At 54.7% G+C, this 13427-nt stretch carries 14 protein-coding genes; 4 read left to right on the plus strand and 10 right to left on the minus strand.

Annotated elements, in window-relative coordinates; translation table 11 throughout:
- Window positions 1-33 precede the first annotated feature (33 nt).
- The 6 genes from QMZ30_RS03465 to QMZ30_RS03490 all read right to left on the minus strand — a co-directional run bounded on the left by QMZ30_RS03465 (window position 34) and on the right by QMZ30_RS03490 (window position 5399).
- Entirely contained in the window at window positions 34-822 is a 789-nt protein-coding gene (locus QMZ30_RS03465; protein ID WP_039333768.1) for an ABC transporter ATP-binding protein, read from the minus strand.
- A complete protein-coding gene (locus tag QMZ30_RS03470) occupies window positions 822-1901 on the minus strand; it encodes a FecCD family ABC transporter permease (RefSeq protein WP_283226424.1) in 1080 nt (359 codons plus the stop codon). Before QMZ30_RS03470 ends, QMZ30_RS03465 begins: the two co-directional genes overlap by 1 nt.
- A 170-nt stretch (window positions 1902-2071) precedes the next feature.
- Window positions 2072-3538 carry an amino acid permease gene (locus tag QMZ30_RS03475; protein WP_058969217.1) on the minus strand — a complete coding sequence of 489 codons (1467 nt, stop codon included), beginning with the start codon at window positions 3536-3538 and terminating at the stop codon, window positions 2072-2074.
- Between the two features lie 137 nt (window positions 3539-3675).
- Window positions 3676-4542, minus strand: a complete 867-nt coding sequence (gene yieE / locus QMZ30_RS03480) for a DNA-binding transcriptional regulator YeiE (RefSeq protein WP_039333762.1) — start codon at window positions 4540-4542, stop codon at window positions 3676-3678.
- Window positions 4517-4927, minus strand: coding sequence for a YkvA family protein (locus QMZ30_RS03485; protein WP_283226425.1), 411 nt, complete (start codon window positions 4925-4927; stop codon window positions 4517-4519). The genes yieE and QMZ30_RS03485 overlap by 26 nt, the downstream gene beginning before the upstream one ends.
- An 82-nt stretch (window positions 4928-5009) precedes the next feature.
- Entirely contained in the window at window positions 5010-5399 is a 390-nt protein-coding gene (locus QMZ30_RS03490; protein WP_283226426.1) for a hypothetical protein, read from the minus strand.
- A 137-nt stretch (window positions 5400-5536) separates the two neighbouring features.
- Here QMZ30_RS03490 and nfo point away from each other — a divergent pair, with 137 nt between their 5' ends.
- Complete coding sequence (gene nfo / locus QMZ30_RS03495) at window positions 5537-6382, plus strand: deoxyribonuclease IV (protein ID WP_283226427.1); 846 nt, start codon at window positions 5537-5539, stop codon at window positions 6380-6382.
- 52 nt (window positions 6383-6434) lie between these two features.
- Here nfo and fruA read toward each other — a convergent pair whose 3' ends face one another.
- The 4 genes from fruA to QMZ30_RS03515 all read right to left on the minus strand — a co-directional run bounded on the left by fruA (window position 6435) and on the right by QMZ30_RS03515 (window position 10745).
- On the minus strand, window positions 6435-8129 hold the full coding sequence (gene fruA, locus QMZ30_RS03500; protein WP_283226428.1) for a PTS fructose transporter subunit IIBC: 1695 nt from the start codon (window positions 8127-8129) through the stop codon (window positions 6435-6437).
- Window positions 8130-8145: 16 nt separating this feature from the next.
- On the minus strand, window positions 8146-9084 hold the full coding sequence (fruK, locus tag QMZ30_RS03505) for a 1-phosphofructokinase (RefSeq protein ID WP_038645831.1): 939 nt from the start codon (window positions 9082-9084) through the stop codon (window positions 8146-8148).
- The gene (gene fruB / locus QMZ30_RS03510; RefSeq protein ID WP_058969210.1) at window positions 9081-10211 is read right to left on the minus strand and encodes a fused PTS fructose transporter subunit IIA/HPr protein; all 1131 of its coding nucleotides are present in this window, start codon (window positions 10209-10211) and stop codon (window positions 9081-9083) included. The genes fruK and fruB overlap by 4 nt, the downstream gene beginning before the upstream one ends.
- A 279-nt stretch (window positions 10212-10490) precedes the next feature.
- Window positions 10491-10745 carry a YkgJ family cysteine cluster protein gene (locus QMZ30_RS03515; protein WP_071885732.1) on the minus strand — a complete coding sequence of 85 codons (255 nt, stop codon included), beginning with the start codon at window positions 10743-10745 and terminating at the stop codon, window positions 10491-10493.
- A gap of 152 nt (window positions 10746-10897) precedes the next feature.
- Here QMZ30_RS03515 and yeiP point away from each other — a divergent pair, with 152 nt between their 5' ends.
- The 3 genes from yeiP to QMZ30_RS03530 all read left to right on the plus strand — a co-directional run bounded on the left by yeiP (window position 10898) and on the right by QMZ30_RS03530 (window position 13293).
- The gene (gene yeiP, locus QMZ30_RS03520; RefSeq protein WP_039333751.1) at window positions 10898-11470 is read left to right on the plus strand and encodes an elongation factor P-like protein YeiP; all 573 of its coding nucleotides are present in this window, start codon (window positions 10898-10900) and stop codon (window positions 11468-11470) included.
- 95 nt (window positions 11471-11565) lie between these two features.
- On the plus strand, window positions 11566-12540 hold the full coding sequence (locus tag QMZ30_RS03525; protein WP_283226429.1) for a CobW family GTP-binding protein: 975 nt from the start codon (window positions 11566-11568) through the stop codon (window positions 12538-12540).
- 45 nt (window positions 12541-12585) lie between these two features.
- Window positions 12586-13293: a phosphatase PAP2 family protein gene (locus tag QMZ30_RS03530; RefSeq protein WP_058969209.1), complete on the plus strand. Its 708-nt coding sequence runs from the start codon at window positions 12586-12588 to the stop codon at window positions 13291-13293.
- The last annotated feature ends 134 nt before the right edge of the window (window positions 13294-13427 follow it).

Genomic DNA, 13427 nt, shown 5'->3' on the forward strand with positions numbered 1-13427 from the left:
GGCCTAACGGCCGCACCTTAACGTCGCAACGTCTTAGACCAAGGACTCCGCCACCAGCCCATCAATCATCACTTGCGGCATGCCTTGCGAGCAGTGCTCTATACGACCGCGCACACCATATACCTGTGCCAGAGTTTCTGGCGTGATCACCTGTGACGGCTCACCGTCCGCCAGCAATCCGCCATCTTTCAACATCAAAGCATGATCGGCATGACGCAGCGCGATGTTGATATCATGCACCACCACTACAGTGACGATATTGCGCAGGCGCGTTTCGCGACGCACTAAGTCCATGACGTGGAACTGATAGTTTAAATCGAGCGCGCTTAAGGGTTCATCCAGCAGCAACAGCTCCGGACGACGAATCAGCGATTGCGCCAGGCCCACCAGTTGCTTTTGCCCACCGGAGAGCTGATCGAGATAGCGCATCGCCAGATGCGAGATCCCCAGCTGTTCCAGCAGATGCATGATCTCCGCTTCGCTGGAGGCGCTGTGTAATCCGCCGGACGCACGCTGCGCCACAATAATCGACTCCAGCACATGCAGATGCACGCCGGCTGGCAGACTCTGCGGCAGATACACCACGCGCTGTGCACGACGTGCAAACGGCTGCGACATCAACTCTTCGCCATTTAGCCACAGTTCGCCCTGCCCTTTGCTTAAGCCCGCCAGTGCGCGCAACAGCGTTGACTTACCACAACCATTAGGGCCAAGCAGCACGGTGATTTTGCCGCGCGGCAGTTCGGGTACGTTGAGGTCTTCAATGACTTTGCGCTTCGGATAGCCGGCGTAGAAATGGCTGAGACGTAATCCTTGTTCCATTACACCGTCCCCCGATGACGCAGAATAATACTCAGGAAGAACGGCACCCCCACCAGCGAGGTGACGATTCCGACGGGAATGATCACACCTGGAATCAGGTTCTTAGACGCTACCGAAGCCAGCGACAAGACTAATGCCCCAACCAGTGCGCTGGCTGGCAGGTAATAGCGGTGATCTTCACCAAACATCATGCGCGCAATATGCGGCGCCACCAGGCCGATAAAACCAATCGGGCCTACAAAAGCCACGGCTAAAGCAGAAAGGATACTGATGCGCAGTAAAGTGGCGAGGCGCAAACGGCGCACATCAATACCAAAACTGACCGCGCGATCTTCGCCGAGGCGTAGCGCGGTGAGTTTCCAACTGCTGAGCATCGAAAACGGAATCAAAATGGCAAACGCTGCGGTCAACACACCGAGTTTTTCCCAGGAAGCACGCGCCAGGCTGCCCATGGTCCAGAACACCAGGCCTTGCAACGTATCTTCACTGGCGATGAACTGCATCATCGAGACCAGCGCATTGAAGGTGAACACCAAGGCAATACCAAACAGCACCACGCCCGACGTAGACACTTTGGTCCAGCGCGTCACGCCATCCAGCATTAACGCGGCAAACAGTGCGAAGACAAAAGCATTGGCAGAGATAAACCACTGATCCGGCACGCCCGGAATACCGATACCCAGAATGATTGCCAAAGCCGCACCGAACGCCGCTGCAGAAGAGACGCCAAGGGTAAAGGGGCTCGCCAGCGGGTTGTTCAGGATGGTTTGCATCTCAGCGCCCGCCAGGCCCAATGAGAAGCCGACCACCACTGCCATCAAGGCATACGGCAAGCGGATGTCCCAGACGATAACGCGCGTGCCCGCATCTACCGCATCGGGGTGCGTCAGCGTTTGCCATAAGGTATCAAGGGAGAGCCCGGCCGGGCCAAGGGTGAAATCAAGGATGACTGAAGCCAGTATCGCCAGCACCAGTACACCAATCAGCATCAGGCGCTGTCGCAATACCTGACGATAACGCGTCATGGTATCGGTTTGATGGCCATTCTCGGCCAGCAGCGCGGAGTCCGTGGTCTGCATTGTTCTACCTGTTTCTTGTCGAAATCATAACGGCAGCCACAATAGTGCAGGTGATAATAATTATCAATTATAACTGTGTTACAAAGCCCAAAACAGTCAGGGCGAAGAGTGCGTTATCAAGACCTGTGTGTCTATCGGCCAGGTGCGCATAAATGCGCACCTGGTTGACATCACTCTTTAAACGTTGGGAATTCCATTTCGCTGTACTTCACGAAACGTGAGCCCCGTGCCAGCTTGTAGCCCAACCAAATCAGCAGGAACAAAGGAATGCCGATGTAGGTGGCTGCCACGCCGTACCAGTCGATACGATCTGCCAAAAATGCCTGGTAGTTCTGCCCCAGCGTGATAATCAAACACAGCACGAAGGCAAAAATCGGGCCGAGCGGGAAGAAACCTGAGCGATACGGCAGATCGGCAAGGTTATGCCCCTGCGCCACATAGCCACGACGGAAGCGATAATGGCTGATGGCAATCCCCAACCAGGCGATAAAACCGGTCATACCCGAGGTATTCAGCAACCACAAATAGACTTCCTGATTACCGAACTTCGAGCTGAGGAAACACAGCCCCGCCACAACCGTGGTCGCAATTAGCGCGTTACGCGGCACGCCGCCTTTAGACAGTTTGGCAAAGATGCGTGGGGCCTTACCTTCTTGCGCCAGGTTAAACAACATGCGCGTTGAGGCATACATCCCGGAGTTACCGGCTGACAGTACGGCCGTCAGAATAACCGCGTTCATCACCGCCGCAGCTGACAGCAAGCCGGCATTCTGGAACACCAATGTGAACGGGCTGATGGCGATGTCAGTTACATCGTTGTGCAGCAACTTCGGATCGGTATACGGCAGAATCAGGCTGATGATGAGAATCGCGAAGATATAGAACAACAGAATACGCCAGAACACCTGACGCACCGCGCGAGGGATGTTTTTCGCCGGGTCCTGCGACTCACCCGCCGCAATACCAATCAGTTCGGTTCCCTGGAACGAGAAACCGACGATCATCGCTACGCCAATCATCGCGGCAAAGCCGCCAGCAAAAGGCGCATCGCCTACGGTCCAGTTGTGCCAGCCGGCATTTTCTGCACCGCGCATGATGCCCACGATCATCAGTACGCCAACCACGATAAAGATGATCACGGTCGCGACTTTGATTAACGAGAACCAATATTCCGCTTCGCCGAAGCCTTTTACTGAGATGTAGTTAAGCAGGAACATCAGGCCGAGGAACAGTGCGCTCCAGATCCAACCGGGTGTATCCGGGAACCAGTAGTTCATCACTAACTGCGAGGCCACCAAATCCACCGCGATGGTCACTGCCCAGTTGTACCAGTAGTTCCAGCCCAGCGCGAAGCCAAAACCTTCTTCAACGTATTTAGAGCCGTAGGTGGCGAAAGAGCCTGAAACCGGCATAAACGCCGCCAGTTCACCGAGGCTGGTCATCAGGAAGTAAACCATCAGGCCGATGAGCGCGTAGGAGAGTAACGCACCGCCGGGACCTGCCTGAGAGATGGTGGCACCCGAGGCGACAAACAGGCCGGTACCGATGGAACCGCCAATGGCGATCATAGTGAGATGACGCGCTTTTAATTCACGGCGCAATCCAGGTTGTTGTGTTGTTTTTGAGTCATTATGCATGTGTAAACGCTATGCTGGATAAAAATAAGGCGCGATTGTAGCAGCTAACCCCAAGCTGTATAGCATTCACGTCGGGTTATTAGTTACCTTCATAATCGTCGCGAAATTATTAGCCAGCCACGTTCAGCAGGCCACGATCACTCGCGGCAATAAGAGAGAAAACGACTCAATGCTTTCGACAGATGTTTCTGCCGATGATGGATGCGATACAGCGTGCGCGTCAGGCGTGGCAAGGGCACAACCACTTCCACCAAGGTGCCCGCGTCCAGCAAATCACTGATCACGCGACGCGATAAACAACTGATACCCATGCCGTGACGCACCGCATGTTTGATGGCCTCAGAGTTGCCCAACTCCATACCGAGTTGAAACTGTGGCAAATGGGACAGCAGCAAGTAATCGACGATTTCACGGGTACCCGATCCCCGTTCACGCAAAATCCACGGCGCTGCGGCCAGGGTTTCCAGGGTGATCGGCTGCTGAAGAATCTCGGCATCCGGGGCCGCAAATACCACCAGTTCATCTTCGAGCCAGGCTTCGCTGACGATGTCCGGCTCATGGCATGGCCCTTCGATCAGGCCGATATCCACGCGAAAATCCGCTACGGCATTGATGGCGTCCTGGCTGTTGCCCACGCTGAGTTCCAGCGGCAAGGTGGGAAAATCGCGGCGATAGGCGGCGATCATCCCCGGCAGCAGATAATTACCGATGGTACTGCTGGCAAACAAACGAATCGCGCCATTGTCTTCTTTAAACAGTTGCTCGATCTCACCGGCCTGCTCCAGTAATCCGACCGCCCGCGGGTAAAGCAGACGCCCATGCTCGTTCAGGACTAATCGTTTACCGACGCGATCAAAGAGCTGCACGCCAAGCTGATTTTCAAGATCGGCCAGCGCCGCACTGACGGCTGACTGCGACAATGACAATACCTGTGACGCCTGGGTGGTCGAACCGCTTTTCAGCACTTCTGTAAAGACTTCAATCTGACGCAGCGTAATGTGCATGCGCCCTCCTCACATTGCGTATCGCTTCACAAGATAAACCACCACCGCCAGCCAGATCAGTACCGTCAGGCCGAATCCGGCCCAACTGACGATTTTCTTGCCGCGCGCGCTGCACCTCCGCTCGCTCCGCACTGCTAATGCGGATTTCACGTGGCAATAAGCGCAGCAGGATAATGACGCCAAGCGGAACTATGATGGCGTCATCCAGTAGACCGATGATGGGAATGAAATCAGGGATGAGGTCGATAGGGCTAAGTGCATACGCCACAATGCCAAACGCCAGCAGCTTAAACCACCATGGCGTACGCGGGTCGCGGCAGGCAAACCACAGTGTTAACACATCACGTTTGATCAGCCGTGCCCAGCGGCGCAAGCGCATGAACATCCCATCGTCCCTTATTACTTATTCTGGTTGGTGATAAATATATTACCAATATTACGTTTAAACCAGCCAGATTGCAGGGCGGCTAGGATTTCAATCCTATCAACTCTTCCAGAGCGGTGTCACAGGCGGTGAACTCATCGGTGATGGTGCGGATCAGCCAGTCTTGATAGCCGAAGTTTTCTCGACGTGAGTAGAGGCATTCCGAGCGATATAACTTTTTAGGCTCACTGTGATTCACGCCATAGCGGTAAAAATGCACCAGTGAGTTATCGGTTTCGGGAACGGCCAGGGTGAACCCGACGGTGCCGTTTCCATTATAAAAGAGGGTAATATCTTTGCGATTACCTAAAGTTATTTTATGGATAACATTGAAGTTTTCATGCTGTAAAGCGGTATCAAAGGTACTTCTATAGGCTGTTTTCATAGTTATAGTTAAAAGAAACTGATTTGTGAAACTATAGTTAACTTGCAAAATCTTGCACCTGCCAATTTTGGTAGGTGTTTCATTGTGCCGTTTTTCTGTCAGGGGCCAATGCAAGATGTCACGGCGCTATTGCATCCGCTATGATGTTCCCTTTGCAGCAGCAATCGCCCAACCAGGAGAGCGGCATGAAATATATCGGCGCACACGTCAGTGCATCAGGCGGCGTAGACCTGGCAGTTATCCGTGCCCATGAACTCGAAGCCACAGCCTTTGCGCTGTTCACCAAGAACCAGCGCCAATGGAAAGCCGCGCCGCTGTCAGGTGAAGTCATCGATGCCTTCAAAACGGCCTGTGAGCAGTATCACTTCACCTCAGCGCAGATTCTGCCGCATGACAGCTATCTGATTAACCTCGGCCATCCGGTGATGGATGCGCTGGAGAAATCCCGGGATGCGTTCCTGGATGAGATGCAGCGTGCGGAGCAACTTGGTCTGACGCTGCTGAATTTCCATCCCGGCAGCCATTTGCAACAGATTGAAGAAGATGCCTGCCTGAAGCGCATCGCCGAATCGATCAATATCGCGCTGGATAAGACAAACAATGTGGTGGCGGTGATCGAGAATACTGCCGGTCAGGGGAGCAACCTTGGCTTCCGCTTTGAGCATCTCGCCGCCATTATTGAGCACGTAGAAGATAAATCGCGTGTCGGCGTGTGTATCGATACCTGCCATGCTTTCGCCGGGGGTTACGACCTGCGTACGGAAGAGGATTGTGTGGCGACCTTTGCCGAGTTTGAACGCATTGTCGGCTTCCAGTATCTACGTGGCATGCACCTGAATGATGCCAAAAGCACACTCGGCAGTCGGGTCGACCGCCACCACAGTTTGGGTGAGGGCAACATTGGCAAGACGGTATTTAGCTGGCTGATGAAGGATAAGCGTTTCGACGGCATTCCGATGATTCTGGAAACCATTAATCCTGATATCTGGAAAGATGAGATTGCGTGGTTGAAGTCGGAACAGCAGGGTTAAAATGATAGCGGCGCAATAAATGCGCCGCTACTTTATGTGCCTGGTTTTGAGATTAAGCTGCTTTCGCCAGCTCTTCTTCTGGACGTTTCAGCACTGCGTAGCCCAGGCCCGCCACGGCGGTACCGATGATGATTGCCATCAGGTAACCCAGCACCGGCGTAATCGCCCCCGGAATCAGCAGCACGAACAGACCACCGTGTGGTGCCATCAGTTTCGCGCCAATCGCCATGGAAATCGCACCAGTCACTGCGCCACCCACGATGCAGCACGGCAGTACACGCATTGGGTCACGGGCGGCAAACGGAATCGCACCTTCTGAGATGAAGCACAAGCCGAGTACCAGTGCCGCTTTTCCGCCTTCTTGCTGACCTTTGTTGAACTTACGGCGTGCAACAATCGTCGCCAGGCCCATCGCCAGCGGTGGCACCATACCGGCCGCCATAATCGCTGCCATCGGCGCATAGGTTTGCGAACTCAGCAGACCAACACCAAAGGCGTAAGCCACTTTGTTCACCGGACCGCCCATATCGGTACACATCATGCCACCGAGAATAGCGCCGAGCAGAACCGCGTTGGCGGTGCCCATGTTTGCCAGCCAGTGGGTCAGGCCGCTCATGATACCCGCAACCGGTTTGCCCACCACGTAGATCATCAGCAAGCCGGTGATCAAACTCGCGACCAGCGGAATGATCAAGATCGGTTTCAGCGCTTCCATACTCTGTGGCAGTTTGACCTTACTGCTTAGCATCTTCGCAGCATAACCGGCGATGAAACCGGCAATGATACCGCCAAGGAAGCCCGCGTTAATGCTGGTGGCGATCATACCGCCAATCAAACCCGGCGTCAGACCAGGACGGTCCGCAATCGAGAAGGCAATAAAGCCTGCCAGCACTGGCACCATCAACGCAAACGCGCTGCCGCCACCGATTTGCATCAAGGCTGCGGCTAACGTGCCCTGCTCTTTAAACGCCGTGATACCAAAGGCAAAGGAGAGCGCAATGCTCAAGCCGCCTGCGACGACCATTGGCAGCATGTAAGAGACGCCCGTTAACAGGTGACGATAGGCACCGGCTTTCTCTTTGCTGTCGCTCTGCGTACTCGCCGCCTGGTTGCCACTCGGCTGATAGGTTTTGGCTTCAGCCTGTGCTTTGTCCAGTTCCTGCGCGGTCTTTTTCAGTGCCAGGCTGGTCGAGGTGCGATACATCGGCTTACCGGCGAATTTCGCCAGGTCAACGTCAATATCGGCTGCCACGATCACCAGATCGGCCGCGGCCACTTCTTCCGGTGTAATGGCATTCCCTGCACCGACAGAACCGCGGGTTTCCACTTTCACCCACCAGCCACGTTTGGTGGCTTCGGCCTGAATCGCCTCTGCGGCCATAAAGGTGTGCGCCACGCCGGTTGGGCAAGCGGTCACAGCAACGATGCGTTTCTGCCCGCTACTCTGCGCGGTTACCGGTGCGGTTGTCACCGCCGCCGATTGCCATACCTGCGCGCTCGCCTTGGCCTGATTGATTGCCGCCAGCGGATCACGCAGCGCCTGCTGGACATCCACCAGGGCCACAGATTTCCCCGCCAGCCCTGCATCATTTGGCACGTTTTGGCCAGCCACGAGCACCAGCTCAGCGTCGGCCACGTTATCGGTCAGGGTCAGGTCCGCCTGAGCAGCGGTAGCCCGCAGGCGTTCTAAAGCCAAGTGTCCTGATGCCAGTCCCAGTAAAGAATCTTTTATCAGCAGCGTTTTCATTATCGCTCTCCTGCTGTTAGTTAACGGGTTGTAAGTCGACACGCGCCATCATCGCGGCCAACTGGGTACGGTCGGTAACGCCAACGTTGCTCTGGCTAACCGCCATCGCGGCCACGGCGGTGGCAAGGCGCAGCGTATGCTCGCTGGATTCGCGCATCAGCAGGCCGTAAATCAGGCCGCCAACCATCGAATCACCCGCGCCTACGGTGCTGACCACTTCACAGGCTGGCGGTTTGGCGATCCATTCGCCAGAGGCGTTCACCCACAGTGCGCCTTCCGCACCAAGGGAAATCACCACATGAGCAATACCCTGCTCACGCAGTTCATGCGCAGCTTCGATCACATCCTGCAGGGTTGGCAGTTTGCGATCGGCCCAGATTTCCAGCTCACGGCGGTTCGGTTTCACCAGCCACGGAGCGGCTTTCAGGCCGGCCACCAACGCTTCACGGCTGCTGTCAAAAATGATGCACGGGCACAGGGTGCGCAGGTCGCTCATCCATTTAGTAAACGCTTCTGGTGCCACGCCCGCAGGCAAGCTGCCGCTGACGCACACCATGTCAAACTGCCCCAGCCAGGTGAGAGAATCTGCGGTAAAGCGATCCCAGTCCTGCGCTGTGACATTAAAGCCAGAGAAATTCAGGTCAGTGACTTCACCGTCTTTTTCCGTCAGCTTCACGTTGATACGGGTACGACCCTGCACCACCTGGAAACGGTTGGCGATACCCAGCTCGCTAAATAATTGCTGGAAGCCATCCTGATTCTCTTTACCGAGGAATCCGCCAACCGTGACGTCGATACCGAGATCTTTCAGCACCTTGGCAACGTTAATGCCTTTACCCGCAGCGTGCAGACCGGTGGTTTTCACCAGGTTAACTTCACCACGCTCGATTTCTGGCGTGTAACCCACCAGATCATAGGCCGGGTTGAGAGTGATTGTGGCAACACGACGGCTCATGCAACCCCCTCGCCCAAGCCCGCATTAATGGCTTCTTCAATGGCGTTTAAGGCTTGCTGTGCGTCTTCACCGCTGGCGGTAAAGCGCAGGCGATGGCCTTTCTTCACGCCCAGCGCCACCACTTTCATCAGGCTGCGTCCGTTAGCCGGTTTGCCGCTGCCATCAAGGTTAGTGACGGTGATATCGCTGTTGAACTGTTTGATGACGGTGACCAGCGCCGTGCCTGGACGCGCATGCAGTCCGTGCTCATTACGAATGGTGAATTCAGCGGTCAGCAGGTCTGCCGTCTCGTCCACTTCACTGGTCAGGAGTGCCAGAATGCCTGCCGCATCTGCTTTCAGCAGGCGTTCAGCTTTGTTGTTCAGCAGCAGGTTGCTCAGGTAGCCGAGCACCTCCAGCGGGCGTTCATCGCTGGCGGCAACCGTCACTAACAGTGCAACGTTCTCACCCTGATGAACAAATGGCGTGGCCGTACGGCTCACCGCAACGGCACTGTTGAGGTTGCCGTGAGTACTGTCGCTCAACCAAATCCCCTGGCCGAGACTGAGCGGTGTACGGGATACCACATCAGCCACAAACGACGCTTCTACCGCGCCTGCGGCCTGTAAACGTCCTGCGTTCAGCGCCTGTAGGGTAATGAGGTCACTGGCTGCGATATCTACCGCAATCAGCGAAGTGTCGAATTTGAATTCCGCCGCCTGCTTCTCGCCCATCAGCAATGCACGCAAATCTTCAGCTGAGGCGGTTTTCAACTGCTCAGCAATGCTGTCATCACTTAAAACGTGGGTGAGCTGACGCAGCAGCGCAAGATGTTCATCAGATTTTGCGGCGATACCGATGGCAACATAGGCCGTCTGGCCGTCGCCCCAATCCACGCCTTGCGGGAATTGATAGACCTGCACGCCCGTTTTCAGCACCAGATCACGCGTATCGGTGGTGCCATGGGGGATCGCGATGCCATTGCCCAGAAACGTGGTGGTCTGCTGTTCGCGCGCCAGCATGCCGTTAACGTAGCCTTCCGACACATTGCCTGCCGCGGTTAACGCAGCTGCAACCTGGCGGATTGCCTCTTCTTTATTTTGTGCCTGCGCACCGGTATGAATGGCCTGAACTTCGAGCTGGAACATATTTCTCCTCGCTTGCTGAAACTGAATCGGTTCAGCTTAATGGCGAAAAAATACGCTGTGCGCTGCGGACTTAGCCGCGACGACAACGCTGAAACGTTTCAGGGAATATGGTACAGCAACGTCAGGCAGGCAAGAAAATGCGCAATCGGCGTAGCAGATTTTTGATGTTCCGCACACTTCAGTTTGGATTTCGGATTTTTCATACCCTTAAAGCTGACGTTTTTGCTGTAACGCAATAGTCAGTTTAGGCCAGTTCTTCAGCAAAGCGTCAGCAACGACTCAGGGAGCGGTATCGGCTTCCAGCTTCAGCAGGAACGTCATCGCCGCATCACGACTACTGCCGCACATTTCAGCGCTGGGTTGTAATCCGGCACAGACTGCTGGGCGCAAAGGAGAGCCAAATATCTTGCAACGTTGATTGTCGTCAAGCTGAACGCAACGGGTATTGGCCGGCTTGCCGTGCGGCATTCCGGGAATGGGGGAAGAGATGGAAGGGGCTGTGCAACAGGCACCGCACTGGTCACGACAAAACATCATGCGCTCCTGCAAGGATTTCGCCGCGACAATAGCAGCCCAGCACGGGGAATGCTATGCACAGACAACAATTTTACGTTGCCTCACTTGCCTGTTTTTCACGGCGCGAGTAACGTGGCGCGCATTAACCTTCATTAAGCGAGTCACACACCATGCCAAAGGCAAATGAAATCAAAAAAGGGATGGCTGTCACCTGGAACGGCAAACTGTTGCTGGTGAAAGACATTGATGTGCAGAGCCCTAGCGCACGCGGTGCGGCAACCCTGTATAAGATGCGTTTTACCGACGTGCGCACTGGCCTGAAAGTAGAAGAGCGTTTCAAAGGCGACGATATTATCGATGCCATCCAGCTAAGCCGTCGCGCCGTCACCTTCTCCTATATAGACGGTGACGAATATGTGTTTATGGATGATGAAGACTACACACCTTACATCTTCAAGAAAGAGCAGATTGAAGAAGAGCTGCTGTTCATCCCAGAAGGCGGCATTCCGGGTATTCAGGTATTAACCATGGAAGGTCAGGTGCTGGCGCTGGAACTGCCGCAAACTGTGGACATGGAAATTGTCGATACCTCGCCGGGCATCAAGGGCGCATCTGCCAGTGCACGTACCAAACCCGCAGGGATGAGCACCGGATTGTCCATTCAGGTGCCTGAGTATTTGAGCAATGGCGATCGCATTCGTATCCATATTGCTGAACGCCGCTATATGAGTCGCGCGGATTAACCGCACGATTTTATCCGGCCGCCGAAGGTTGTTATAGTATAACAACGGGGTGCGCGCCGGATGTGTTGTCCGCGCGCCTGAATAGGGAGTTTGTCATGACGCGCGTTAACGTAATAACCGGATTTCTCGGCAGCGGTAAAACCACTACGCTGCTCCATCTGCTTGCCAACAAACCAGTCAACGAAAATTGGGCGATCCTGGTTAACGAGTTTGGCGAGATCGGCATTGATGGCGCGCTGCTTGCCGATCGAGGCGCCACGCTGAAAGAGATCCCCGGCGGATGTATGTGCTGCGTCAACGGTCTGCCGTTACAGGTTGGGCTTAATATGCTGTTGAAGCAGACCAAACCCGACCGCCTCATTATTGAACCCACCGGCCTTGGTCATCCCAAACAGTTGCTCGATATGCTGCGTGCAGCCGTCTATCAACCCTGGATTCAGGTTGATGCAACCCTCACTCTGCTTGACCCGCGCCAGTTGGCCGATCAACGCGTGGTCGAAAATGAAAATTTCCGCGATCAGCTGACCGCTGCTGATATCGTTATTGCCAACAAAAGCGATCGCTGGAGCGATGAAGATCGCCAGCGTTTAGCCACATGGCAACAGCAGAATCTGGGTGATCGTCAGTTAGTGGAATCTGCCTGGGGCCATATCGACCCCACGCTGTTGTGCCAGCCTGGATTGGCGGATCGTGCGGTTCCCGAAGCAGCACATCACCACCACTCTTCTCGTCCTCAGGGGCTTGCGGCGCTGAAGCTGGACGGGTCTGCACGCTGGCGACGCGCGCTTAATGAAGGCCAGGGATACGCAGCCTGCGGCTGGATTTTTGATGCTGATACCGTATTCGATACCATCCCCGCGCTAGAGTGGGCGCGGCATGCGCCGGTTGATCGGGTGAAGGGTGTGCTGCGTACCCCTGATGGTCTGGTGAACATCAATCGCCAGGGTGAGGACTTCTTTATGGAGACCCGCACGACGACGCCACCGGACAGCCGCATTGAGTTAATCCATCATCAATCCGTTGACTGGAATCTTTTGCAAACCGCTTTGTTGAAGATTCGTTTAAAATAGCTGCGTTAGGTTGCCCCGTTATTTTTCATTTTGAGTCTATTTTTTATGCGCGCATCTCGTCTAATCACCATCCTGCTGCTGAATGCATTGGGTTTGATGTTGTTCTTTTCCTGGTATCTGCCGCCAGACCACGGATTTTGGTTTGGTGTCGATAAAGCGATCTTCTTTGGCTTCAACGATCAGATGGTGGTGCACCACGGTTTTGCACTGCTGGTGGCGATCACCAACTTCCGCGGTTTTGACGCGGTTTCGCTGCTGGCCATGGGCCTGCTGTATCTGTGGTTCTGGCGTCGTGAAACTCCTCAGGGTCAGCGTCGTATGCTGGCCATCGGCATCACCATGCTACTGACGGCGGTGGTGTTGAATCAGTTAGGTCACCTGATTCCGGTACAGCATGTCAGCCCGACGCTGTTCTTTGAAAACGTCCATCGTGTGAGCGAGCTGACCGGTATTCCAGCCAAAGATGCCTCCAGCGCCAGTTTCCCGGGTGACCACGGCATGATGCTGATTATTTTCGCCTGCTTTATGTGGCGCTATTTTGGTTTCCGCGCCTTTCTGGTGGCATTGCTGATTGTGGTGATATTTGGCCTGCCACGCATCATGGCGGGCGCGCACTGGTTTACCGATGTTGCGGTGGGATCACTGTCCGTAGTTCTGGTGGGATTGCCCTGGTGGTTATTAACGCCAGCCAGCGACAAACTGGTGAATTGGCTCAATCGCACCCTTCCAGGCAAATATAAGCCGCGCACATAATTGTTAAGCGCGGATGACAATAACCATAAAAGTCGATCATCCGCGCTTATCGAATTCTGAAATTCATTATTAGCACGCTAAGCTTTTTCTATTAAAAGAAAACATTATGATGAAAAATTGATAACAATAGCCCT

The sequence above is a fragment of the Pantoea sp. EA-12 genome, assembly GCF_030053355.1.
Classification (GTDB): domain Bacteria; phylum Pseudomonadota; class Gammaproteobacteria; order Enterobacterales; family Enterobacteriaceae; genus Pantoea; species Pantoea vagans_C.